General features: G+C 39.6%; 24 protein-coding genes. 3 read left to right on the top strand and 21 right to left on the bottom strand.

Going from position 1 to position 23678, the window contains the following annotated elements; translation table 11 throughout:
• Positions 1–26: 26 nt before the first annotated feature.
• A complete protein-coding gene (mutY, locus tag Cop2CBH44_RS14675; RefSeq protein WP_044228248.1) occupies positions 27–1127 on the top strand; it encodes an A/G-specific adenine glycosylase in 1101 nt (366 codons plus the stop codon).
• 49 nt (positions 1128–1176) lie between these two features.
• On the opposite strand, the gene Cop2CBH44_RS14680 is transcribed toward mutY, so the two are convergent.
• From Cop2CBH44_RS14680 to Cop2CBH44_RS14690, 3 genes are read right to left on the bottom strand one after another with little or no spacing between them, the layout of a single operon-like run.
• Entirely contained in the window at positions 1177–2088 is a 912-nt protein-coding gene (locus Cop2CBH44_RS14680) for a DMT family transporter (RefSeq protein WP_021929735.1), read from the bottom strand.
• The gene (rsmD, locus tag Cop2CBH44_RS14685; RefSeq protein WP_021929736.1) at positions 2088–2645 is read right to left on the bottom strand and encodes a 16S rRNA (guanine(966)-N(2))-methyltransferase RsmD; all 558 of its coding nucleotides are present in this window, start codon (positions 2643–2645) and stop codon (positions 2088–2090) included. The genes Cop2CBH44_RS14680 and rsmD overlap by 1 nt, the downstream gene beginning before the upstream one ends.
• A complete protein-coding gene (locus Cop2CBH44_RS14690; protein ID WP_157256136.1) occupies positions 2633–3463 on the bottom strand; it encodes a DUF3822 family protein in 831 nt (276 codons plus the stop codon). Before Cop2CBH44_RS14690 ends, rsmD begins: the two co-directional genes overlap by 13 nt.
• Before the next feature lie 210 nt (positions 3464–3673).
• On the opposite strand from Cop2CBH44_RS14690, the gene Cop2CBH44_RS14695 reads away from it, so the two are divergent.
• Positions 3674–5101, top strand: a complete 1428-nt coding sequence (locus tag Cop2CBH44_RS14695; RefSeq protein WP_200755109.1) for an ATP-dependent DNA helicase — start codon at positions 3674–3676, stop codon at positions 5099–5101.
• A gap of 8 nt (positions 5102–5109) precedes the next feature.
• Here Cop2CBH44_RS14695 and cls read toward each other — a convergent pair whose 3' ends face one another.
• Positions 5110–6558 carry a cardiolipin synthase gene (cls, locus tag Cop2CBH44_RS14700; protein ID WP_200755110.1) on the bottom strand — a complete coding sequence of 483 codons (1449 nt, stop codon included), beginning with the start codon at positions 6556–6558 and terminating at the stop codon, positions 5110–5112.
• Positions 6559–6841: 283 nt separating this feature from the next.
• Between cls and Cop2CBH44_RS14705 the strand changes: the two genes are divergently transcribed.
• A complete protein-coding gene (locus Cop2CBH44_RS14705; RefSeq protein ID WP_021929741.1) occupies positions 6842–7069 on the top strand; it encodes a winged helix-turn-helix domain-containing protein in 228 nt (75 codons plus the stop codon).
• A gap of 109 nt (positions 7070–7178) precedes the next feature.
• Here the strand turns inward: Cop2CBH44_RS14705 and Cop2CBH44_RS14710 are convergent, their stop codons facing one another.
• The 17 genes from Cop2CBH44_RS14710 to Cop2CBH44_RS14790 all read right to left on the bottom strand — a co-directional run bounded on the left by Cop2CBH44_RS14710 (position 7179) and on the right by Cop2CBH44_RS14790 (position 23670).
• Entirely contained in the window at positions 7179–7799 is a 621-nt protein-coding gene (locus Cop2CBH44_RS14710; protein WP_044228234.1) for a hypothetical protein, read from the bottom strand.
• Positions 7800–7958: 159 nt separating this feature from the next.
• A complete protein-coding gene (locus tag Cop2CBH44_RS14715) occupies positions 7959–8171 on the bottom strand; it encodes a hypothetical protein (RefSeq protein ID WP_021929743.1) in 213 nt (70 codons plus the stop codon).
• An 18-nt stretch (positions 8172–8189) separates the two neighbouring features.
• On the bottom strand, positions 8190–9527 hold the full coding sequence (locus tag Cop2CBH44_RS14720; protein ID WP_200755111.1) for a sugar phosphate nucleotidyltransferase: 1338 nt from the start codon (positions 9525–9527) through the stop codon (positions 8190–8192).
• Between the two features lie 14 nt (positions 9528–9541).
• On the bottom strand, positions 9542–10486 hold the full coding sequence (locus tag Cop2CBH44_RS14725; protein WP_276512480.1) for a GDP-L-fucose synthase family protein: 945 nt from the start codon (positions 10484–10486) through the stop codon (positions 9542–9544).
• 84 nt (positions 10487–10570) lie between these two features.
• Positions 10571–11662, bottom strand: coding sequence for a GDP-mannose 4,6-dehydratase (gmd, locus tag Cop2CBH44_RS14730; protein ID WP_200755113.1), 1092 nt, complete (start codon positions 11660–11662; stop codon positions 10571–10573).
• 18 nt (positions 11663–11680) lie between these two features.
• Positions 11681–12457: a glycosyltransferase family 2 protein gene (locus Cop2CBH44_RS14735; protein ID WP_021929747.1), complete on the bottom strand. Its 777-nt coding sequence runs from the start codon at positions 12455–12457 to the stop codon at positions 11681–11683.
• A gap of 35 nt (positions 12458–12492) precedes the next feature.
• Positions 12493–13050 (bottom strand): putative colanic acid biosynthesis acetyltransferase, encoded by a 558-nt coding sequence (locus tag Cop2CBH44_RS14740; RefSeq protein ID WP_021929748.1) that lies wholly within the window; start codon positions 13048–13050, stop codon positions 12493–12495.
• On the bottom strand, positions 13043–14203 hold the full coding sequence (locus tag Cop2CBH44_RS14745; protein ID WP_021929749.1) for a glycosyltransferase: 1161 nt from the start codon (positions 14201–14203) through the stop codon (positions 13043–13045). Before Cop2CBH44_RS14745 ends, Cop2CBH44_RS14740 begins: the two co-directional genes overlap by 8 nt.
• A gap of 17 nt (positions 14204–14220) precedes the next feature.
• A complete protein-coding gene (locus Cop2CBH44_RS14750; protein WP_021929750.1) occupies positions 14221–15396 on the bottom strand; it encodes a glycosyltransferase in 1176 nt (391 codons plus the stop codon).
• Between the two features lie 27 nt (positions 15397–15423).
• The gene (locus tag Cop2CBH44_RS14755; RefSeq protein WP_200755114.1) at positions 15424–16464 is read right to left on the bottom strand and encodes a hypothetical protein; all 1041 of its coding nucleotides are present in this window, start codon (positions 16462–16464) and stop codon (positions 15424–15426) included.
• Positions 16464–17240 (bottom strand): ChbG/HpnK family deacetylase, encoded by a 777-nt coding sequence (locus Cop2CBH44_RS14760; protein ID WP_021929752.1) that lies wholly within the window; start codon positions 17238–17240, stop codon positions 16464–16466. Before Cop2CBH44_RS14760 ends, Cop2CBH44_RS14755 begins: the two co-directional genes overlap by 1 nt.
• A 24-nt stretch (positions 17241–17264) precedes the next feature.
• The gene (locus Cop2CBH44_RS14765) at positions 17265–18167 is read right to left on the bottom strand and encodes an acyltransferase family protein (RefSeq protein ID WP_200755115.1); all 903 of its coding nucleotides are present in this window, start codon (positions 18165–18167) and stop codon (positions 17265–17267) included.
• Positions 18168–18195: 28 nt separating this feature from the next.
• Positions 18196–19221: an acyltransferase family protein gene (locus tag Cop2CBH44_RS14770; protein ID WP_021929754.1), complete on the bottom strand. Its 1026-nt coding sequence runs from the start codon at positions 19219–19221 to the stop codon at positions 18196–18198.
• Between the two features lie 7 nt (positions 19222–19228).
• On the bottom strand, positions 19229–20596 hold the full coding sequence (gene wzy / locus Cop2CBH44_RS14775; RefSeq protein WP_246469135.1) for an O-antigen polysaccharide polymerase Wzy: 1368 nt from the start codon (positions 20594–20596) through the stop codon (positions 19229–19231).
• A 26-nt stretch (positions 20597–20622) separates the two neighbouring features.
• Complete coding sequence (locus tag Cop2CBH44_RS14780) at positions 20623–21612, bottom strand: glycosyltransferase (RefSeq protein WP_021929756.1); 990 nt, start codon at positions 21610–21612, stop codon at positions 20623–20625.
• Positions 21609–22694: a glycosyltransferase family 2 protein gene (locus Cop2CBH44_RS14785; protein WP_200755116.1), complete on the bottom strand. Its 1086-nt coding sequence runs from the start codon at positions 22692–22694 to the stop codon at positions 21609–21611. Before Cop2CBH44_RS14785 ends, Cop2CBH44_RS14780 begins: the two co-directional genes overlap by 4 nt.
• Positions 22615–23670, bottom strand: a complete 1056-nt coding sequence (locus Cop2CBH44_RS14790; RefSeq protein WP_021929758.1) for a CgeB family protein — start codon at positions 23668–23670, stop codon at positions 22615–22617. Before Cop2CBH44_RS14790 ends, Cop2CBH44_RS14785 begins: the two co-directional genes overlap by 80 nt.
• Positions 23671–23678 lie beyond the last annotated feature (8 nt).

Here is a 23678-nt window from a genome sequence, read left to right on the forward strand (position 1 = left end):
TTTTGCCGAATATTCTCATTCAAGATATGGCAGATTTTATGGATAATATTCCGTCTATTTCGCAGCCTCTGATTCGTTGGTACGAACAGAACAAACGGGAATTACCTTGGCGGGAGACGAAGGACCCTTATATTATATGGATTTCCGAGATTATACTGCAACAGACGCGAGTCGTGCAGGGGTATGATTATTTTGTCCGTTTTGTGTCTCGTTTCCCGGATGTAAAAGTTCTGGCTGAAGCTTCGGAAGATGAGGTGATGAAATATTGGGAAGGATTAGGATATTATAGTCGGGCCAGAAATTTGCATGCGGCTGCAAAGCAGATCATGGCCGATTTTGGAGGGAAGTTTCCAGATACTTATACAGGGATACTTTCCTTGAAAGGGGTAGGAGAGTATACTGCCGCGGCTATTTGCTCATTTTCTTATGATATGCCGTTTGCTGTTTTAGATGGTAATGTGTATCGGGTACTGTCTCGACTGTTTGCATTGGAAACTCCGATAGATTCGAGTGTCGGAAAGAAACAGTTTTCCGAACTTGCCGGTATATTGCTCGACCGTAAACATGCGGCGATATATAATCAGGCTATTATGGAGTTGGGAGCTTTGCAATGCATGCCTCGTTCTCCCAAATGTGAGGGTTGCCCTTTGTCCGATAAATGTATGGCTCGGGCTCGAAATGAGATGGAAAAATATCCCGTAAAACAGGGTAAAACCGTAGTAAAGCCTCGGTATTTTAATTATTTGCATATTTCGTTTGGTGATATAACTTGGATACACCGTAGGACGGCAAACGATATATGGCGCAATTTGTATGAATTTGTCCTAATCGAAACAGACCGGGATGTTACATTTGAGCAGTTGCAGGAAAATATATTTTACTGCAATTTGATGGATGGAGTTGGGCGAATAGAACTAAAAGGGTTTCCCATAGTCCGTAAACATGTGCTGTCGCACCGTATCATTTATGCTCGTTTTTATACTTTATCGATAGAGCGGGAACTTCCCGAAACAGAGGATTATATAAGAGTCCCTGCGGGACATTTATCTGATTATGCATTTTCTCGCCTGACTCTTGATTATTTGGATGAAATAAACAGGCAGAAACTGGATAACACATTGTTTTGACGAAAGACATGTATACGGGGTGTCCGTTTTTTAAGTTGTGTAAGTTTTATCAATGCCGTTTCAGTTGTATAACCAATTGTCTTAGCCCTTTCTGTATGGGTTGGGCAAGAATGATGAGGGATACGGCAGAGATAATGAGTATAAAACCTAAAGCAATGGTTGGGGTCAAGGGTTCGGCAAAAACCAGAATGCCGATGCTTAATGCAGTAAGAGGTTCCATGGCCCCTAATATGGCTGTCAGTGTAGACCCTATGTTCTTAATGGCATATACTAGTGCCAGATTTGAAACGACAGTCGGTAATATGGCCAGCATGAGAATGTTCATGAAAGCCTTTCCATCGGGTATACTTTGTACACCACCTTTTAGCTGTGCATTCAGCAAAAAAATCAGAGAACCTATCATTAATACGTAGAAGGTCAGCTTTGTTCCGTTCATGTTGCGCACTTTTGACTTATTTACCCTTACAATATATAGGGCATAACTAATGGCAGAGATGAGAACAATACCGATACCGGTCAAATCGATGCCCTGTTCGGTGTCGCTAATGGATAGAGAGGCAACACCACTAATTGCCAGTATAATGGCTGTGATAATGATTGCAGATAGCCTTTCGTGATAGATAATGCTCATAATCAAAGTGACAAAGACAGGGTACATGAAATGTATCGTTGTAGCTACACCGCTGGGCAGATAGTTGTAGCCCCAGAAGAGAAACAGAGCCGACATGACGTAGAACAAACTTAAATAACAAAGGGTGGGGAGTTCAGATTTTCGGATTACGAACGATTCCCCCCGTATAGGCAGTAATATGCCTATAGCCACACCGGCTGTCAGAAAACGGTAGAATAGGATAGAGTCGAATGTCATGCCTTGTGCCATGAGCGGCAGGGTAAACAGAGGTATCAAACCGAATGTAGATGACGACAGTATCCCGGTCACCAAACCTTTAAAATTTGCCATTATTCATTTACCTCCTTGTTTGCAGGGTTGCGGAAGAAACTGAAATTTACACTTCCGTAGACGCGATGCTCTTCAAATTCGGGAAGAGATGAGAAATCATTGTTTTTAGAGTGTTCTACAACCAACAGTCCGTTTGGTTTTAATAAAGAAGACGAAAGAATAAGTTTCGGAATTTCATTTAGTCGGGGCAAATCGTATGGAGGGTCGGCAAATATGAAATCGAAACTCTCACGGCAGGAGGATATGAATTTAAACACATCCCCTTTTACCGGAATCAGCTCTTTGGCTCCTAAAGTTTGTATTACTTTTTTGATAAAATTGTACTGTACGTGATATGCCTCGACACATATGACTTTGGCACAACCGCGAGAAGCGAGTTCAAAACTGATGGCTCCTGTACCGGCAAAAAGGTCGAGGGCAGAGATACCATCGAAATCGATTATATTGTTGAGTACGTTGAATAGATTTTCACGGGCAAAGTCCGTAGTAGGCCTTGCCTTTATATTGGCCGGAACATCGAACCGGCGTTTTCCGTATTTACCGTTTATAATTCGCATAGAGGTGTAATGATTAAGTCAAAAGGTGCATTGAGCGTGTCTTTTCCCATTTTGAATAATTGTGCCGGGAATATCGAAGGCATGACACAAGATATATATTCTTGAATGATAGGAACGATTATCTTTTTTTGTTCGTTCTTGCCCGTCAAGTGCACCTCATCTTTTTGTTGGTCGAAATTTAGCTGTTTCCACACGTTCAGTATGTAATATGCTGCATCATTCGTATGCTCGTATTCGAAAGTATTGGCAAGGAGCAACCCTTTTTTACCAAAACAGATAATGTCGAGATATTTGTTTTCGATGTTGACATACATTTTCTCATTATTCCCCATGCGGCTTTTAGTATAGAAATACTCGCAAAGAGGACTGAGGTGGTGGAGAATGACCGGCAAATCGAACGTTCGTAGCAAGAAGGCATATATGTCGTCATCTATGCCGAATAGATTGTATATGCCATTTTGTTCCAGTCTGTTTTCCAGAATTCTGTCTGATGTACCGGGAAAGCAATATCGGTAATAAATGTCGGTTTCTCCCGAAGGTTCGAAATCGCGAGGCACAAAGGTAAACCTGTTCGATTGCAACAGGATATAAACTTTTTTATAGGGTTGCAACAGTTCCGGATATTCATATACGAAATTCTCAAGAGAATGCAGATAGTCTTCTCCTGCCGGGAATTTTTCGGAACAAGCTTGGAACGAATTATTGACAGACGGGTTATATATCGAAAAGTATATCCCTGCCTTTTCTAACCGAATAGACAGAATATATTGTCCGGGATGTTCTATCTCTATCTGTTTATGTTTAGATAAGTCTGCCATTGTATACCTAATAGATTCCGATACTGTTATGAAATTCGGTTTTGTATGAGCCGATTTGGAAATTTCAAAAGTTATCCCCTTTACAGCCTGGGTAGACAATAATTGAGATATTTTGGTAAAATTTAATCGGACTCCGGTTATAATCTTTCTGCAAATGTAGAAAAAGAAAATCGGATGCACTATTTTTGTAAACGACTTTATTTATAAAAGATGATAAATGACTTCTTTGTTAGACAGATAGAAAACAATCTTCCTTATACTCCCAATGAAGAGCAGAAAGAGTTGCTCTTGCGACTCGGTGATTTTATGTTTCGTCCGGAGTCCGAGTCCCTGTTTCTGTTGAAGGGATACGCTGGTACCGGTAAGACATCGCTGATTGGAGCTTTGGTAAAAACACTGGATGCCTTCCAGCGCAAGTCGGTATTACTGGCACCTACCGGTCGGGCGGCCAAGGTATTTTCCGGTTATTCAGGACATCCCGCCTATACTATACATAAGAAGATATATCGTCAAAAAGTTTTTACTGGAGATTATGAGGGTTTCCAGATTATGGATAATCTTCATAAAGATACGTTGTTTATTGTCGATGAAGCTTCTATGATAGCCAATACTCCGGCCGATACCCACATATATGGCACCGGTTGTTTATTAGATGATTTGGTAGAGTATGTTTATTCTGGTGAAGGCTGTCGATTGATACTCTTAGGAGACAGTGCCCAGTTGCCTCCTGTCGGGCAAGAGAATAGTCCGGCTCTGGATGAGACACATTTGTCGGGTTATGGCTTGTCCGTTGAGACTTTTGAGTTGCATACCGTTGCCCGGCAAATGCAGGAGTCCGGTATTCTGTTCAATGCAACTCGTCTGCGTGAACGGATGTTTTCATTGCCGTTAGAGACCCCGCAGATACGGTTTGGGCGGTTTGAAGATATTCAAAGAATATCAGGAGAGTACCTCATTGAGTCTATTTCTACAGCCTATGACCGTGATGGGATGGATGAGACGATTATCGTTACCCGTTCAAATAAACGGGCGAATATATTTAATCAGGGGGTACGTAATCAGATATTGTATCGGGAAGAAGAACTTACTTCAGGTGATTATTTGTTGATAGCCAAAAATAATTATTTCTGGTCTGAAACTTATAAAGAAATCGATTTTATTGCCAATGGAGATATTGCCCGTGTAGTGAAAGTCAGAGGCAGGCAACAGCTGTATGGCTTTCGTTTTGCCGACGTAGCGCTTTATTTCCCTGACTATGATGTGGAAGTGGAAGCAAAGATAATATTGGATACGTTGACTACGGATACTCCGGCTCTTTCGGCCGAGCAGAACAATCAGCTGTTTATGTCGGTGCTGGAAGACTATTTTGACATACCTTCGAAACGTGAGAAGATGAAAAAGTTGAAGTCTGACCCGTATTTCAATGCTCTTCAAGTAAAGTATGCCTATGCGCTGACTTGTCATAAAGCCCAGGGCGGACAGTGGAAAAATGTATTTATCGATATGGGATATATCCGTTCCGACTATTTAGGCCTCGATTTCTATCGGTGGCTGTATACGGCCTTTACACGGGCTACGGAACGGTTGTTCCTGATAAATCCCGGTGATGAATACTGCGAAGACCATAAGTTGGAATAAGTATGTGACTATAAAACCGGGCTGAGCAATCTGACAATCGATTCTTTTACTTTTGAAGCTACAGGACGTCTGCGCCAGTACGACCAGGGTATGCGTCTGCATTGCTGTTGGTCGGCTATAAAAATATTTTTCATTTTGACAGCCAGTTCTTTGTCATACATAAAGGCGTTTACCTCAAAATTGTGATCGAAACTACGAAAATCGAGATTCGTAGAGCCTACGGTCGAGAACTCGTCGTCGATGACAATCGTTTTTGAATGGATAAATCCTTTTTGGTAAAAATAAACCTTTACCCCGGCTTTAAGCATGGGTTTTATATAGGAGTGAGAAGCCAGTTGCAAAACCGGGGAATCTGATTTTTCGGGAAGCATCAGTCTTACATCTACCTTAGCCAGTGCTGCCACTTGCAGTACTTTCATCAGGCTTTCGGTCGGCAGGAAATAAGGAGTCTGTATATATACATATTGCTTGGCGTTACTGATGGCTTTAAGAAAGGTTAGCGAAATTTCTTTCCACTCGCCTATCGGGCCGCTGGTTATGATTTGTATGCAGGTATTTCCCTTCGGAGCGACAACCGGGAAATAGAGTTTTTCTGACAATAACTGACGGCTGGTAAAGCACCAGTCGACGGCAAATGACGATTGTAATCCCTGCACTGCCGGCCCCTCGATGAGGATATGGGTGTCTCTCCATATTCCCCAAGGCACACCGTCCCGGTAACGGTCTGCGATGTTCATGCCGCCGATAAATCCGCAAGTTCCGTCGACAATTACAATTTTCCGGTGGTTCCGATAGTTTATCTTATTTGCCAGTTGAGGAAATGTCACTTCCAGAAAAGGATATACCTCTATGCCGGCAGCAGTCATTTCTTCAAAAAAATGTTTTTTCACTTTCCAGCAACCCACATCATCATAGATTACCCGGACTTCTATCCCTTCACGAGCCTTTTCTATTAATATTTGCTTTATTTCATTTCCCAGTTTGTCATTATTGAAAATATAATATTGCAAGTGTATGAATTTGAGGGCTTTCCTCATTTTGGATTTGAGCATATCGAATTTGCTTTCGCCCTCAGTGAAAATCGTTACCTTATTACCGGGATATGGGATGAATTCTCCCAATGCGTACCCCAACTTTATTTCTTGTATGCTTTCTGAAGATAAGAAAAGTGGCAGATTGCTGATTTCATTTTCTGAATAGTTGATATTTTTAAGAAGTTTGCGTTTGCCTTTACGCGAAATCATGCGTTGGCGACGATATTCCTGTCCGAAAAAAAAATAAAAGACAATGCCTACTACCGGTAGGAAGAGTAGTACCACAATCCATGCGATACTTTTTACAGGATTCCTGTTTTCGGAAAGAATCACTACAATCGTACTGATTACAGTGATAAAATAGATAATATAAAGGCTGGTATACAGCCAGAAATTTATGTCTTGAATAGCGGCAAGAATCATTATCTTATTATATTAAAGACTAAACAGGCTCTAATATCATAAAAAAAAATGAAAATTTCAATATTAGAACCGAAAATGTTATAACACGTTTCAGCAAAGAGAGTTTAGGCTCTTAAAATTCGTCTAAGAATATTTTTATAAAATTTAGACCGGACCTATCCGAAATATTTTCGTAATGTTCAGGATAAATAGTTGTATTGTAACAAAAATTTTGCATAAACGATTTGCTTTTTTAAACCCTTATCATTATCTTTAAGCAACGTTAACCTTAATAGATGATAGTATGATGATATTTACAATTGGAGAAAATGCCGGATTGGTATGGCAGATGTTAGATGAGCAGCATGAGATGTCATTGGCACAATTGAAATCCCGTTTAGGGTTGAATGATGCTGCATTATGGGCAGCTATAGGATGGCTTGCCCGGGAAGGAAAGATTTATTGTCGGGCTGTAGATGAGGAACTATGGTTCAGTAATAGTTTATCGGATGGTTTTATAACTTTCGGATAAAGAAAAATATCGGAGATAGGCTCCCCATAGAAAGATGATGTAATCGACAAGGGCATCTGACAATACGTCGGATGCCCTTGTCGATTATACCGTTTTCCCCTTGTCGCGTTCAAAGTTGTTCGTATAACATCACGGCCTTTATCAACTTTAAGTTTTCGTTACAGAACCAGGGGAAGTCTATACATCTGAAATCAATATTGCTTTCTTCGAGAAGGTTAAAAAAGCGAATGTCCCGTATCAACATATTTACAGAGACAAACAGCAATGGGCATTTTTTCTTTTTGCAGTAAAAAAGAACCTTTTGCAGTTCCTCATAGGCAATATCGGTTTTATTTCGAGACTGATTTATTTTATCATAAAACGGAGGGCAGGCTTCCTGCAAATTATGCTTTTTGAGATAGGTATCTACCAGTTCCTTTGTCTCCGGAGAAGAGATGTCTCCGTACAACATCACATATTTATTTTCCATAGACTGTATCTTATCCGGTCCTACCGCTTTCAGAGTCGGGGAGAGACTTTCATATTGTTTGCTTAGAGAGTTTTTGGTTAGCCTTTTAAGCTTTTCCAAAGAATAGAATACATACCTGAATATAAATTTGTCACCCTTATTTTCTATACATTCCCTTTCCATGTAGAAGGCATTTAAGCGTTTCTTATTTGCCTGGAGTACATGTTTGGGAATGCCTTCATATACAGAGCTGGTTCTGTACTCGACAATATCCGTTTTCATATAGTATGGCTGTTATTTTTCCTTCTTGAGAGGATGGAGTGTTGTGTTCGTCACACGTGATATGTGTGTATACCTTAGAGCCGGTCTTAATCTTACTCGGGCCAGATTTGAGAGTTTCTTTCAGAGATGTTTTGGGGCAAAGTCACTCCAAAATGCATGTTAATGCTCTGCTATTCGAATCAGAGTAGGAGCTCCGAAAGAAGATTCCTTCAGAACGATTATTTCCCCATTCAGTTTTAGTTGTTGTATCAAAGAATATGCCCGTAAACTCTCAACACCTGAATAGTCTATTATATCATCTACCGAAGCTGTACCGCCATTCTCTTTGAGATAGGTCAGTATTTTTCGGCGGTCCAGACTTGCATAATCCATGATTTGATATTCCGTATTTTACCAGTTCCAGTCAAAATATTCGACGTCGTTATCCGTAAGTCGGTCTCCGGTTTGTACCTCGATGATTTGGAGGTTGGAGACTGCCTTTACAGCATATCGGTGTCCCTTACCGATATGAATGATATCTCCACGCTGGATATTTCTGACCTGCCCGTTCAGCACCAATGTTCCTGAACCGTCGATACATGTCCATGATATATCCCGGTATTGGTGTCCTCTGTAACTGATGTCAAAGCCGGCTTTGAGCTGTAACAACTGTGTCAAGCTTTGGTATCCACCGGCAAACGTAGAGAAATCGACTACCTTATATGTGCCCCAGCTACATTCCCCATACATGGGACGGGAGGGAAGCTCGTTTACATAATCTTTGATATGTTCGCATGACTCTTTCCCGCATACCAGAATGCCGTCATAATTGGCGGCAATAATCAGGTTATCGATATCGAAACACAATAAAGGAATGTTTAGTTCATTGATTACATGTGTATTGTGAACATTTTTACCGGCAGTCACGTTCCCGATATAGTGGGTAAGCTCTTCCGTCAAAGAATTCCATGTACCCAAATCTTTCCATTGGCCGTTGAAAGGTATCACGGCAATAGATTCGGCTTTTTCTACTACTTCGTAGTCAAAACTGATTTTGGGAAGTTCCCTATATCGGGAATGCAATTCTTCAAAAGAGTGAACGTCGAGATAACGTTTCACAATATCGGTCATATATCCCAGTCGGAAAGCAAATACGCCCCCGTTCCATAAAGCACCGTCAGCAATCAGAGACTCGGCATGTTCCTCATCCGGTTTTTCCGTAAAGCCTTTCACGTATAGAAACGATTTGTCGGCATTTTCCCTTACCGGAACGATATAACCGAATTTTGTAGACGGATATTTGGGCTTTATGCCCATAAGTACCAAGTCTGCAACATTATTTTCCACGGCAGTAGCCATTTGCGTAATGGTTTTGAAGTAGTTTGCGTCAGTGTAAGAGTCGCAAGGCATCACTATTACCGCCTCATTGTCATTGCACAGCTTTTCCTTGGCCAGGTAAGTACAAGCCAGAGCAATGGCCGGGAATGTATCCCTGCGCTCCGGTTCGGTTACGATATCGGCATCCACTCCCAACTGTCCGGTAATGATTTCTTGTTGGGAGGCACTGGTAGCTATGGTTACCGAATCGGAGATACCTTCCTCTCTGATTTGGCGGACAACCCGTTGTACCATGGATTCGGTACCGCCTTCCGGTGAATTCAGTAACCTGAGGAATTGTTTGGAACGAGTATGGTTTGACAATGGCCACAGCCGTTTTCCGGAACCACCGGAAAGCAATATGATTTTCATGTCTACAAATGTTATTATCGTTCGGCTCTCATAGGGTTATTGAGAAAATCCTCATAAGAGAGACGTATGCCGTCTTGCAGTTCCGTTTTATACGTCCAGCCGAGAGATGCAGCTTTCGAAACATCCAGTAACTTACGAGGTGTGCCGTTTGGCTTGTTGGTATCCCAATGGATTTCACCCTCATAACCGATTACTTTGGCAACCAGCTCTGTAAGTTCTTTAATGGTCAGTTCTTTACCGGTTCCGGCGTTGACGGTCTCATTGCCGCTATAGTTGTTCATAAGAAATACGCACAAGTTGGCGAGGTCGTCTACATAGAGAAATTCACGTAACGGACTGCCGTCACCCCAGCAAGTTACATACGGTAGTTTTTGCTCTTTAGCCTCATGGAAGCGTCGTATAAGAGCCGGCAATACATGGCTGTGAGTAGGGTGGTAGTTATCATTCGGACCGTAAAGATTAGTCGGCATGACACTGATATAGTCAGTACCGTATTGTCGGTTCAGAAATTCGCAGTATTTCAGCCCCGAAATTTTAGCCAGAGCATAAGCTTCGTTTGTCTTTTCCAGTTCAGAAGTCAGCAAGCAACTTTCTTTCATAGGTTGTGGAGCCATGCGGGGATAGATGCAGGACGACCCTAAAAATTCCAGTTTTTTACAGCCGTTTTGCCAAGCGGAATGAATCACATTCATCTCTAAAATCATGTTATCGTACATGAAGTCTGCTAAAGCACTCTGGTTGGCGACAATGCCGCCCACTTTAGCTGCTGCCAGAAAAACATATTCAGGTCTTTCCTCTGCAAAGAATTTTTCCACAGCATCCTGGCGGCATAAGTCCAGCTCCTTATGAGTTCTTGTAATGATATTCGTATAGCCTTGACGTTCCAATTCCCGTACGATGGCACTGCCCACCATACCACGGTGGCCCGCTACATATATTTTGGCATTCTTTTCCATGATGATAATTTAATTTTATTTCAATAAACGCAGTGGTTCGGCATAGTTCTTCAAACAAGTTTTGAACCTCTGCTCTCGCCTTTCGGTTTATTTTACAATACCTTTTTCGAGATATTCAGCAAGATTCATACGGATATGTTCACCGGCTTTTTCGACAGCAACTTTAGCCATATCTGAGTCTACCATAATGCGGACCAATTCTTCAAAAGACGTTTTGGTCGGGTTCCAGCCCAATTCAGCCTTTGCTTTCGAGGGGTCTCCCCAAAGATTTACGACATCTGTCGGGCGATAGAAGTCCGGAGATACCTCGACCAGGACCTTACCGGTAGCTTTGTCTATACCTTTTTCATTTTCCCCCTCACCCACAAATTCGAGTTTTATGCCTGCATAGTGGAATGCCAGTTGGCAGAATTCACGAACGGAATGTTGCTCTCCGGTGGCGATGACAAAATCTTCCGGTGTCTTATTTTGAAGAATCAGCCACATGCACTCTACATAATCTTTGGCATAACCCCAGTCGCGAAGAGAAGAAAGATTACCTAAATACAGTTTCTCCTGCTTGCCTTGTGCAATACGTGCAGCAGCAAGAGTGATTTTACGGGTTACGAAAGTTTCACCACGTCGTTCCGACTCGTGATTGAAAAGAATGCCTGAGCAACAAAACATGTTATATGCCTCGCGATATTCCTTTACAATCCAGTGTCCATACTGTTTCGCTATCGCATAAGGGCTGTATGGATGGAAAGGTGTATTTTCGTTTTGAGGGACTTCCTCTACCTTACCGTACAGTTCCGAAGTTGAGGCCTGATATATTTTACATGTCGAGGCGAGCCCGCATTGGCGTACGGCTTCCAATATTCGCAATACACCGGTGGCATCTACATCGGCAGTAAACTCAGGAGAGTCGAAACTTACTTGTACATGGCTCTGCGCAGCCAGATTGTATATTTCATCCGGACGAACTCGGCCGATAACCTGAATCAGGCTCATCGAGTCACCCAAATGAGCATAATGCAAGTGGAAATGGGGCCGTCCTTCAAGATGGGCAATACGTTCTCGATAGTCTACCGATGAGCGGCGTATGGTGCCATGTACGTCATATCCCTTTTCCAATAAAAATTCTGCCAGAAATGAGCCATCCTGACCGGTAACTCCTGTAATTAAAGCTGTTTTTGTCATATCGATTATAGAGTTGATTTATTTTGATTTAAAAATTTTTTGACCGGTGACATCCAATACCTTATAAGCATAGCGTAAGCTTTCAAAAAAGATATTAGAGTACACACCATTTTTTTTGTACGCCTTTAGATGGTCCTTTAGTATTTGTTTATGGCTGGCTAATCCATTCGTTGAAGCACCACCGGTGCGCATGGTTACAAAATCCATAGGGATGTATTGTGTCCGTATCTTATGGACGAATATCAACCGTAGCAAGCATTCAAAGTCAGCGGCAACTTTGTATGACAAATCAAAACCTCCGTATTTTTCGTATAATTTTTTGCGGCAGTAAAATGACGGATGAGCGGGCATAAGCCCCAATCTCATTTGCCAGCGTTTGAATGCTTTGGAAGAGTAATAACGGACACATTTTTTCAAATCATCGTCGTTAACGTAGTGTATATCACCATATACGGCATCTATGCCATTATTTTTTAATGAAGAAGCCACAGTCGTAAGAACATCATTACTGGTATAAAAATCATCACTGTTAAGTATTCCCACTATGTCCCCTGTCGCCATGGCAATTCCTTTATTCATAGCATCATACAATCCCCGGTCTTTTTCACTAATATAGTGCAATCGTCCCTGGTATTTAGGCTCTAACTCATGTATAATTTCCATTGTATTATCTGACGAGCAGCCATCTATGATAATATGTTCTATATCGGAATATGACTGAGATAGAACACTTTCCATTGTATAGCGTATAGTTGCACCGCTATTCCAAGTAGCAGTGATAATTGATATTTTCATAAAATTGAGATGGAAAATTTCGAAAATTGACTTCGTTATGATTCAGAGATTATCCTATCAGCAACTTTGATTGCAGGATTTCCACGATAAATGGAAAAGGGGGCAAGGTCTTTAGATGCGATGGAACCAACAGCGAGAACACTGTGCGAATGCATCGTTACTCCGGGACAGACGGTGGATTGAGCACCGACCCATGCACCATCTTCAATAATAATCGGTTTTACTATAAGGTCAAACGTCGGACGTTTGTAATTATGATTTCCACACAATAACATTGCTCCCTGACTAATGCAGACATTTGAGCCGATGGTAACTTGTGATAGATTATCTATCCATACATTTTCACCAATCCAAGTATAATCTCCTATCGACAGATTCCAAGGATATTTGATATTGACTGAAGGTTTTATCACAACTCCTTGGCCTATTTGGGCACCAAAAAAACGTAGCAACCATATTCTAAAACCTGAAGAAGGATTCCAACTGCAATTCAAAAAACATATATTCACTAAATACCAGATAATCGCTTTCATTTTTCCGGCACCTATACTAAACCATGAATTATTATATTTAGACAAATCGACTTTACTCATATATGAAATCGGGTTTAGAACATTCACCTAATAGCCATTTATACAGTTGCTGCATCTGCTTTGCTACCATAGGTGCAGAATATTTCTTCTGCACAAGTTGCTGTCCCTTTTCGCCCATAGCGAGCAGTTCCAGGATAGGCATTTCTATCACTTGTTGCATTACTTGGGCTATGTTTTCGGGAGTACGGTCAATCCACCATCCACAGCCTATGGTGTTCAATTCTTCCCACGGAGTACCAAGGCTTGCCATTACAGGAGTGCCTACTGATAATGCCTCGGTTACAATCATGCCGAAATTCTCGAAGTCACTTGGCACGAAAAGACATGATAACTGAGCCAATTGCTCATATTTATCTCTACCGTTGACAAAACCACAAAATTTAACGCAATTCTCTAATCCGAGTCTTTTCGTTTCACTACGTAGAAATTGTTCATAAATATTATCTCCCTTACCCATTATGATTAATTCGCAATCTCGTGAATGAGGTAGCTTTGCTACCCCATAAAGAAGGTTTTCAACCTTCTTTATGGGGTGTAATCGACCGAGGAAGCCAAACTTCCTCAATCGGTTACACCCCAGAAAGGACGGCTTTGCAGCCGCAATTTCTTTTAAATAGTCAGGTAGATTGGCTGGGTTGGGGATAATTGCGATAGCATTGCGGTATCCAAATTGGCGCACATGTTCCATTTCAGGCTTACAAGTGACATGCAAGCAATCGGCATGATTAATATCTTTACGAAAACAAAGCTGTATTAGTGGCCATTTTTTCCAATAAGAACGGAGAAGTGCATCGGGGTAAAGCATTCCATGCGGTGTGATAATATAAGGTTTATGCTTGCGTCTTGCTATCGAACAGGTAGCATGGTTACAATACATCCATAGCCCATTTGTATGATATAAGTCATATTCTTTATTCTTGAGATATAGAGCAATACTCTTAGAATATTCATAGGGAGTAATTGCATCATTCGGCAAGGCTTTGATCCAATCTTCGCCTTTGCCCATCAATTTATCCATAGGATTTCTTACTTCTAAAGTCAGTAAGTCAAGAGGAAACCCAATATTGTACATCGCCCTAATCAGGTCGTACGTGCAAGTGGCAATTCCGCCATACAAAGCACCAAACCCAGCGATGGTTTGCAAAACTTTCATATATAGTAAATTTGTATTTATGCTTTTGAGCAAGGACCTTCAACAAAAGGAGTGTCTTTCCCTTTTTGCAGATGGTCAATAAGAGTCAACAGCCTTTCGGCAGCAATACGGGGATTCCATAGTTCCTGCATCAGAGCAATGGAATGTTGTCGGATTTTTTTGCACTCACAGGGATTATCGAGCAGGAACTCTACTTTTGAGCACAAAGAATTCAAAGCTGCAATATCGGGATGGCCGAAACTACTTGATGTCTGGGGACTGGTGAACAACAGCCCCGTTTGCTTGTCTTTGACCAAGTACGGGGAACTACCTATGCCATCACTTGCTACTAACACGCACCCGTTGGTCATGCTTTCGTTGGCCACAGCACCCCAGCCTTCGTTTTTGTCACTTGTGAATAGGAATATACAGTGTCTTCGCATGTCGTTCAGCAGTTCGTTATTGGGTTTAATACCCATGAAACAGATGACATCTTCCACATCCAACTCTTTGGCAAGTTGTCGTGTCTGAATTTCATATTCTCCGCTCCCGTACATGTCAAGCATAAAACGATATCCTTTGTTTTTGAGTTGACGAGCCATTAATACCGGTAGTTCCGGATGTTTCAACATCAAATATCTTGAACACCACATAAGTGGTGTGATATTTGATGTGGAAACATCCGGGAATGTTTCAACATCAATTTTTTCCACTCGGGTGAAATACCCCCATTTGTAACAGCGTCCACGATAGGTGAACAATTTATGTTGGTCTTCTGATGCAAATGCACTGCAGCAAAGTTTGTACAATGGTTTCTTGCTCCAACCTCCGAAATGATAGGAGAGGAACATTTTTAAGATGGCTGGTGAGAACAAGTTCAAAATACCTCTTTTCAACCATCGCTCGCTCATGTCGAACGACAGTAATCCTAATCTCATCCTTTCTTTTTGGAAAGTCAAAGCTTGTATTCCCGAAAAGACACAGCATTCGGCCGTATGGACCAGTTCCATAGCCTGAGAATAAGCCTCTTCCGACTGCCAAGCCCGTAACAAGTAAGGCCGGTCGCTATAGTCGTGCGAGTCTCCTTTCCGATGCTCGGCTTGTAAGTTGGCAAGCTCCACAAAGCAGTAACTATGCCTAGTCAGTTTCCACAACTCATCAGCCACATTCGCTTGATGGTTGTTCAATATCAGCGAGTAAAACACTAGTTTCATATTAATGAGACTTGTTTATTTCAATGCTTATAATTGGTCCATATCCTGATCTATGAATGAAATATACCCTTTTTGTAGTTTCTTTCCGTATGTTGATAATAGGGGCACAGATGGTATAGGGTAAATGAATTTCGGGAAGTAATTCATTTGTTCAAAAGTAATTACACCCTCTATTTTTTCCTTTCGTTCCTTGTGGTACTGGATTACATATAGGAGTACGTCTTTGGTTGTCAATTGCGAGTCTGGGCTGATAACAAGGTCTAATATCGACACCCCTTTGAAACGAGCTATTACATGTGTAGCGTTGTGAACATTGGAGAAGGCAACAACAGCATCGATTCTTCCATCACGTTTAATTGCTAACATGTGATATCGCCCTTTCTTCCACCCATAGGTCCATTTTAAAAAGTCCAGATTCCTCTTAATGTGGAAATCATAATCTTTCAAAGAGTTTTCCATAAACTCGGCTATTTCCTCATCCAAATCGGAATAGTGGATTTCTACCACTTCATACTTCTTTAACTTGTTTTTGTGGAATAACTTATTCAGATTGTAATACAAGAACGGGATATGTGCGTTGGTAGTTAACTGTTTCTTAAACAATTTGGTACTCGCTAGTTGCCACATAAGCCCACAAAAATTGGATACAGGGTAATAGGTAAATTTCAAATCTATCAAATCTGATCCTCCGCATTTTCTCTTGATAATCCCATTAATCGGAGAATACCATGCAGATGAAAAATTGGGGCACACCTTATGGAGTTCGTTTTGCAAGTGTTTTCCCATACCATACCCCCTCGATTCGGGCAACAAGAAAGTATCGCAACTCCAATAGAATGGTTGTTCTTTTCCCTCAATGATAGCCTTGACTTTATATGCAGAAGCTTGTCCCACCATTTTCCCATCAATGATTGCCACTATCACACGGAGATCTCCCATGGCTGCATAGTGCTCCATACGTTTCAATCGGGATGCATGCCCATTTTTACCATGTATCTTGTTCTGTAATTTTACATATTCCGGTGAGTGAAATTCCTCCGCAGTTAAAAACTTATATGTTACGTCCATTATCCAATCATATTATAATTAACTAGTTCTACATTCGCCAATTGAGTGAAATCAGTTTCTAGCAGTTTACACTCCTCTTCAGAATAAGCCCCTCCTGGGTGGCACATAAGTTCTAGTACTGTATTTTCATGAAGAATTTGTTTGCCGTTGTCATACCATTCTTCATAAATTCCGAAATAGTCAGTCATAACTATTCGGTGATTCTGTAACTTTATTAACTGTTTCCACAGGTCGCGTAGAGCCATATTTGTCCATGAAGCAGAGGGTACATAATTTCTCATACGCCTCATTTTATGTATGCCGTATCGTTTCGCTAATTTTGGCATCATTCGTAGCATCAGCAAACTAGTGTGTATGTGATGATGGCTATCAATATGTGAAATCCGTATTCCATAATCTAAGACCTTTTCTATCTGGGCGCAAAGTTCTTTTTCCAATTCTTTCTGTATACTTGTACTAATTATTTTGTTTCGTAATTGATTAATATTTAGGTAAATATTACCTTTTTCTCCAGCAACATTAGCCGTTTCCTTATAGTAACCTCTGTCAAGTAACTCCTGACTATATCGCAAAGGATGTCCTTCTGTCAGATTGAGGTGTATCCCGAAAGAAATACTATCCTGATATTCGTCAAAAAGTCGGGAGGCTCCCTCCAAGTCATCCATATTAGCCATGACTGTAGTGCTGGTAATTTTTCCAGTTTCGATAAAGTGACTAATGGCAGCATTCACTTCTTTGTTCTTACCACAGTCATCGGCATTTATAATTAATTTCATATCAAACCTGTATATAGTTTTTATTTATTTCATATTCCCTAGAAACAATGTTCTTGTAATATTGAACCTTGTGAATATATGCTGAAACAATGCTCCTGCAATTAAGCAGCACGCGACAGCAATGGGCTGCCCTATGAGAGGAGCTAACACATACAACAAGGCCGCATGGGTAAAGTATATTGTCAAACTACTATGCCCTAATACTGAAAAGAAGTAGGTAATATACTTCCACTTTTTTAAGTACATACATAATAAATATATGGCAAACGCAAATATACATGGCACCAAGAGGTCAAGTATTAGATGGTTATATTCTATGCTTGCCATATTAATTCTATAATTTACCCCCCCCCATTTGTTAATAAATGTAAATAAAACGGGCACACACAGGAGAGAGTAGTGCCATTTCTGTGTTTTATAAACCTTGAATTTATCACCAATGTAGATGAAGACTAATGCCCCCATTGCATTGTCAATACCCCATGGAACTGGTGGGTGAAAATCCCAATAGGTCATCAGATGAACAATGAGGTATAGTGAGGCTATTAGCAGCAATTGGAGGCTTTGCGTTAACTGTTTAATCAGCCCGAATGCAACCAATGCCACAAGAAGAGTATTTACATACCAAAAAGGGTAACTGAAAGGTGTTATATTTAATGTTCCGCCAAGGAATACTTTGAGCATATATTTCCATAAAGGGGAGTATCCAATGAATAGGAATAATAAAATGCTGTAGCTGAGGTACGGAACAAGCAATTGAAAAGCCTTGTGGCGCAGATATGCAGTGTCGTTGAATGATACCCATCTTTGGGATAAATATCCTGTGATCATAAAGAATGTAGGCATGTGGAACCAAAACAGGTCAATGTATGGGAGGCGTATTGAGGTGTGGCCTATAACTACCAGTACTATCAATATCCCTTTCATAATGTCAAATTCGGGCTTGCGCATCATATTACCTACCTCCAGATAGAATACGATAAATCGAGGGAGCTATCGACAGTAATAGCTTTCCTACCATTAGGCATATTGAGATTGTAATCATGGGCGACAAAAAAAAGCCTAATGTACAGCCAATAGATGATTCTAAAAGTCGTGGATATATTATTGTTTTTACGATATTCAGCAAGGGAATATGTGAGCAATAAATAAAGAATGTGTAGTGCGATATGGATTTGATAGATGTGAATGTACACACACAGTCGCTTCCTTTCCATATCCCTATAACCCCCAACAAGATAACTGGTGCTGCATAATATTGATTGCTTGCAAGTGATATGTCAAATATGACAAAGCTGGCAACAACCACACAAAACGCTATCAGGCACAAAATCGCCAATTTAGGCTTTATAAAATAAAAAATTTCTCTTTGGTTTATAGAAAACATCGCTCCTATCGTGAACCAAAAGAGTCCCCATGACACCATTGGAACAAATTGGAACACACCCAGTAGCAGTAGTCCAATGACTTGTACATATATAGGCAAATACCTTATAAACAAATATATAATAGGGCTGCACAGGATGACTATAAACAAATCCCTGACAAACCAAAGGTGAAATGCTGCAGGTTTAAAATAGACATACAATAGAAAATTCCACCAACTTCCCTGTCTGCAATATGCAAAATAGTCTGTGTTTAAATCAATAAATGATCCAATAATGAATATTTCTGCGATAAACAATGTACACCATATTACGTATGGCAAGATAAGTGTGCGCATCCTTTTTTTGATTTTAGAAATGAAGAAATTTGTTGTACCACCAACTTCATTAAAATTAGCAAAGAACAAGAAACCAGATATGATGAAGAACAACGGTACTGCAAAGTCGGCAAACAATGCCACAAACTTTTGTGCAAAATACATGGTAGGCCATCTTTCGCTTTCCAAGTAATAGGCGTGCATCCACACGACGGATATAATCGAGCAGAATGACAGGATTTTAATCTTATTACTCTGTTTTGTGGATATATTCATCATATAAGTGTTAAGCAGTCCTGAGAATAAATCTTTTTATCAACCAACAAATTGTAATAACTTGTAGGATAGCACCGTATGCCAAAGTGACATTTGCCTCTATCACGATAATTTTAGTGACTACAAAAATGAGTAACATAAGATTGGTATCCCCTATTCCGTTATTGAATTTGCCCATCATCCATATAATAAAAATGCCATTGAAAAATGACAAGATTATCATTCCTAAATATCCAAAGTTGGCATAAAATTCACAAAGCATCGGGAAATTAATACTGGCTCTCCATGAAGCATCTTTCACCCCGTAATATATAGCCCATTTATCCCCCATATTTTGACTTGGTCGGAATGGAATTAAGAAACGAGGGATAAACATTGTCGGTAACCAAGCAATCGTTTCTCCATACGCATACTGGGACGTACCATTGTTTATGCGGTTAATGATAGTAGCTAAGTAAGTGACTCCTTCAGTGCGGTTGTCAACATTATAGTTCTGATTGTCTTTATCAATAAGTTCTTGCCAATGTAATATATTGGCATTTGCATATTCTGTTTCTAAAATTTTCCAACCTATGAGTAGACGTTCGGTACCACTGGAATATAGTCCCTCATTTCGATATGTATGCCGAGAAAGATAAATCGGTAGTAATAATATCGCTACTGTAAAAACAGTCATATATGGTATTTTTTTCCTCTCCACGATATATATTACAGTGGGTGCAGCTATTAAAAAAATCGAATATATGAACAAAGTTCCCCCAACATAATATACGAAGTAATAAGCCACATAGACTATTGTCAGAATTAAATATATAATTTTTCGTCCCCCTCTCAACCAGTAAAGTACTGCAACAGCACCGACTGTGGATGGTAACATGGTTTCAATAAGTCCTAAAAAACCGAAAGGTATTCTCAATGCGGAAATAATCATTTGCGTTAGTTGTAAGACCAAGCCACCAATAATCATATATACGAGCAATTTTTCTATCTGCCTGATATTTAGATAATTTTCAGTCAATAAAGATTTTGATTTTATCTTGTGCATTCCATATAGAAAGCCAAAATATAACATCCAGATTGATAATGTACTGCATAATGCCATCATTGGAAAATCGTCACTACTAAATATACGATAAATTGATTTTACAGGTAAGTCCCATGTGTATGGTTCTAAAAACATATTCCATGTCTGATATAAGACCAATGTGATAACAGCAATGCGGATTTCTGCCGTTTGTAACAGTAAAATGGCAACACTAGCAACAGGTATTAAACCGATGGCAACCATAAAACGTAGGCTAAAATCATAATATCCTGTGCTATGCATAAGTAAATAAATAATGGATATCATAATTGATAATATGATATTCATTCCCATATTTATTCTTTTTTCAGATATTACCATTAGTCAAGATTAAAAATATGTTTATAAAATTGTTCATACAGTTTGCCTATTTTGATAGGCTGGTAATTCGCTGAATTTTTATATCCATCCTCAATCATTTTTTCACGTAAAGCATCATCATTGATTATTTGTAAGATTCCCTTGTGTATAGCTTGATAGTCTTCTGAGCCAAATAACAAAGCAGCTCCACCGGCAACACTTTTAGTCGGTTCTGTTTTGTTTGTTAGAACCACACGTCCTACAGTTTGTGCTTCAATAATTGGCATACCAAAACCTTCAGAGCGTGAAACAAAATACAAAATATCGCATTTTTCATACTTTTGCACGACCTCTTCTGCCGGAATGTGATGTGAAATTGTATAACTTATTCTATAATCATTCATGCGTGTAATGTCAGCTTCTTCAGGTTGCCCTATGATATCGAGGTGACATTTTATTCCTTGTGCACTCTCTATAAGACCCTGCAAGTTTTTGTGCCAACCGCTTCCGATTTGAAGAATAACAGGGCAATCTTTATTAAATGGCTTAGGACACTTTTTTACAGGTAGAGATAGCGGATTGGGTATTACACATATATTTTGTGGATTGATATGGAGGATATTTGTTAAATCACTTTTGGTGAGTTCGCTGACTGCGGTTATTTTTTTGAGGAAGATAGCAGAAGAAATAAAACTTATAAAAACATATAATATACGAATAATTGATTTAGGGTTATTTTTATACATACCTATGTCATGGCAGGTCATAGTTGTTTTTTTCCATGGGAAGAACAGCCATAGATAATTTATATCACCTGTGATATGGTAAATGTCATATCCTTCCTTGCGGAGTTGCCATATTTCTCGAAATGTCTGTCGCCAAGATACGGGCTTATACCATTTATGGACATAGTGACCGAAATCTTTCAATGTTTCAGCAACTGTGTCAAAGACAGCTTCGATGCTATGTTCATTTTTTTCTTTTTCGCGATAAATATACAAAATTCTCATTTTTTACAGATGATTTTTGAAAGTATAATATCTAATAATGATAAAGGAGAATATAGTAACATTGGCTTCAGTAGTTTACCTGAGATCCCATTGGGTTTATATTTTTTTTGTAATAGCTTCATGTCGGAACGTAGCTTTTCAAGTACCGATATACGTATGTATCTATTAGTTTCTTCTCTATATAAATTTTGCAATATATTTGAGAAACAGGCGGTCACTGAATGGTAGTTTATTTGCGATATGACTGGAGAATTTTCTAGCCCAAATTTTTGCACTACTGCATTTGCCGCTGGATACAAATATTTAAATATATTTAACGCTTCGGTGTAAGGAAGGTGTCTGTGTGTGAGCGTATTTTGTCCAAGAGCAAACTGATATAGGTATAGACAACCCGCATGGGTGTGTATTTCTTTTACCCATAGTAAATATTGTAAATAGAATAAATGATCTTCGCTCCACCTAATATCTGTATTTAATCTAATGTTATGTTTGTCACAGACTGATTTGTTGTATAGCTTTCCGACAGATTGTCCATAATTGTATAAACCTTCTTTACAGAAAGCCTTTTCTAAAAAATTTTCATCGGCATAAACTGAGTCGTTAAAACTATATTCCTCCCCGAGTTGGTGCCCTTGAAGATCTACGCGTTTCAAGCCTTGACAACTTAGTATAGTTTCATTTTTACAATTTTCTACGTGAAAATTTGCCAAATAAGTAGGCAATAATTTATCATCGGCATCGACGAATGTAAACCACGGTGTTTTGCAAGCATTTATGCCTGTGTTACGAGCTTTTCCGGGACCACCATTGGATTGGTATATTACAGTGATGCGACAGTCTTGTTGAGCATATTCTTGACATATTTCCCCCGATTTATCAGAAGAACCATCATTTACTAATATTAAGTTCCAATATTCAACATTCTGTTGTATAATAGATTCGATGCATCCAGCAATTAACTTTTCGGCATTATATACCGGAATGATTATCGTGATAAGTGGATTATTTTTTGTTAAGTGCATAATCAATGATTGCCCTAATTCTGTCGTAATTGGAATATCCCGAATTTGTACAACGTTCATGCCCTGCTGCAGCTATTTGTTTACGCTCCTCTTCATGTGTCAAATAATAGCGACATTTTTCTAACAGTTCTTTGTTAGAGGAGAAATAAGCTGCTTCTTTTCCTTCTTCAAACATGGCAAGATGTTCTTTTGTCCGTTCTGCTAACATGAAACTTCCGCACGCAGGAATTTCAACGCTTCTGGTGGTTTGTAAATCAAGGTTTATTTTACGCAAAAAACACAGTGAAATTTTACAACCACAGATGGCCTTACAATAAGTCTCATCAAGTAATTCTTTACCCCTAAACTCTATGTTTTCGTGACATGTACAAATATCTTCCCATTCTTTACTTCCCCAGATTCTCACCTTAATCCCATTTTCTGCAAGATAAATGATAGAATCACTGCGTTCTTTTTCCCATGCACCTATGAAACCGACAGCACAACCATATTTTTTCTGTTCGTCAGCTGTGAGCACATATGGCCTATGAAATCCTTCTTGATAAGAATTACCAACAAAATACACATCTTTGCAACCAAGTATCTTTAATTCATCAACTGAGTAAGATTTTGTAGTAACATATACATCATAGAATTTTAGAGAAGCAAGAAACGCTTTTGTTTGGTTATGTCTGGCACACATATAGTCGGGTGAATACCCTATTAATTTGGCTTGAGGCGCATATTTTTTTATAGCAATGAAACTGTCTTCGTTTATTATGATGCCTTTGTCAATCCAGATAATGTCATATTTATTTCTGTGAATCTTTTCTTTTATCTGTTTGTTTGCTCCACATAGGTCTGGTAATGATATAGGTAATCCCCATTGGAACAATTTGTTACAACTACGATACCACAAATTGAATGGGACAGCTGTGGTGTCAATTTGGTCAACTTCTCCAAATGTTTGTAAAATACGGTTACGTTGTAGACATGTGTTACTTTCGCCTAATCCTGAAAATCCACCAATTGACAAAATGTGCAACTTACGTTCCATGTCTGTAT

Source organism: Coprobacter secundus subsp. similis, from assembly GCF_015097275.1.
Lineage (GTDB): Bacteria > Bacteroidota > Bacteroidia > Bacteroidales > Coprobacteraceae > Coprobacter > Coprobacter secundus.

Excerpts from the sequence above, each read along its gene's own strand:
- Cop2CBH44_RS14765 (WP_200755115.1), bottom strand. The coding sequence starts at position 18,167 with ATGAAAGGGATATTGATAGTACTGGTAGTTATAGGCCACACCTCAATA.
- Cop2CBH44_RS14750 (WP_021929750.1), bottom strand. The coding sequence starts at position 15,396 with ATGAAACTAGTGTTTTACTCGCTGATATTGAACAACCATCAAGCGAAT.
- Cop2CBH44_RS14695 (WP_200755109.1), top strand. The coding sequence starts at position 3,674 with ATGATAAATGACTTCTTTGTTAGACAGATAGAAAACAATCTTCCTTAT.
- Cop2CBH44_RS14715 (WP_021929743.1), bottom strand. The coding sequence starts at position 8,171 with ATGGATTATGCAAGTCTGGACCGCCGAAAAATACTGACCTATCTCAAA.
- Cop2CBH44_RS14790 (WP_021929758.1), bottom strand. The coding sequence starts at position 23,670 with ATGGAACGTAAGTTGCACATTTTGTCAATTGGTGGATTTTCAGGATTA.
- wzy (WP_246469135.1), bottom strand. The coding sequence starts at position 20,596 with ATGGGAATGAATATCATATTATCAATTATGATATCCATTATTTATTTA.
- Cop2CBH44_RS14720 (WP_200755111.1), bottom strand. The coding sequence starts at position 9,527 with ATGAAAATCATATTGCTTTCCGGTGGTTCCGGAAAACGGCTGTGGCCA.
- Cop2CBH44_RS14770 (WP_021929754.1), bottom strand. The coding sequence starts at position 19,221 with ATGATGAATATATCCACAAAACAGAGTAATAAGATTAAAATCCTGTCA.
- Cop2CBH44_RS14680 (WP_021929735.1), bottom strand. The coding sequence starts at position 2,088 with ATGGCAAATTTTAAAGGTTTGGTGACCGGGATACTGTCGTCATCTACA.
- Cop2CBH44_RS14710 (WP_044228234.1), bottom strand. The coding sequence starts at position 7,799 with ATGAAAACGGATATTGTCGAGTACAGAACCAGCTCTGTATATGAAGGC.
- Cop2CBH44_RS14785 (WP_200755116.1), bottom strand. The coding sequence starts at position 22,694 with ATGAACGTTGTACAAATTCGGGATATTCCAATTACGACAGAATTAGGG.
- Cop2CBH44_RS14705 (WP_021929741.1), top strand. The coding sequence starts at position 6,842 with ATGATGATATTTACAATTGGAGAAAATGCCGGATTGGTATGGCAGATG.
- Cop2CBH44_RS14745 (WP_021929749.1), bottom strand. The coding sequence starts at position 14,203 with ATGAAAGTTTTGCAAACCATCGCTGGGTTTGGTGCTTTGTATGGCGGA.
- gmd (WP_200755113.1), bottom strand. The coding sequence starts at position 11,662 with ATGACAAAAACAGCTTTAATTACAGGAGTTACCGGTCAGGATGGCTCA.
- Cop2CBH44_RS14690 (WP_157256136.1), bottom strand. The coding sequence starts at position 3,463 with ATGGCAGACTTATCTAAACATAAACAGATAGAGATAGAACATCCCGGA.
- Cop2CBH44_RS14780 (WP_021929756.1), bottom strand. The coding sequence starts at position 21,612 with ATGAGAATTTTGTATATTTATCGCGAAAAAGAAAAAAATGAACATAGC.
- rsmD (WP_021929736.1), bottom strand. The coding sequence starts at position 2,645 with ATGCGAATTATAAACGGTAAATACGGAAAACGCCGGTTCGATGTTCCG.
- Cop2CBH44_RS14755 (WP_200755114.1), bottom strand. The coding sequence starts at position 16,464 with ATGGACGTAACATATAAGTTTTTAACTGCGGAGGAATTTCACTCACCG.
- mutY (WP_044228248.1), top strand. The coding sequence starts at position 27 with ATGGCAGATTTTATGGATAATATTCCGTCTATTTCGCAGCCTCTGATT.
- Cop2CBH44_RS14735 (WP_021929747.1), bottom strand. The coding sequence starts at position 12,457 with ATGAAAATATCAATTATCACTGCTACTTGGAATAGCGGTGCAACTATA.
- Cop2CBH44_RS14740 (WP_021929748.1), bottom strand. The coding sequence starts at position 13,050 with ATGAGTAAAGTCGATTTGTCTAAATATAATAATTCATGGTTTAGTATA.
- cls (WP_200755110.1), bottom strand. The coding sequence starts at position 6,558 with ATGATTCTTGCCGCTATTCAAGACATAAATTTCTGGCTGTATACCAGC.
- Cop2CBH44_RS14760 (WP_021929752.1), bottom strand. The coding sequence starts at position 17,240 with ATGAAATTAATTATAAATGCCGATGACTGTGGTAAGAACAAAGAAGTG.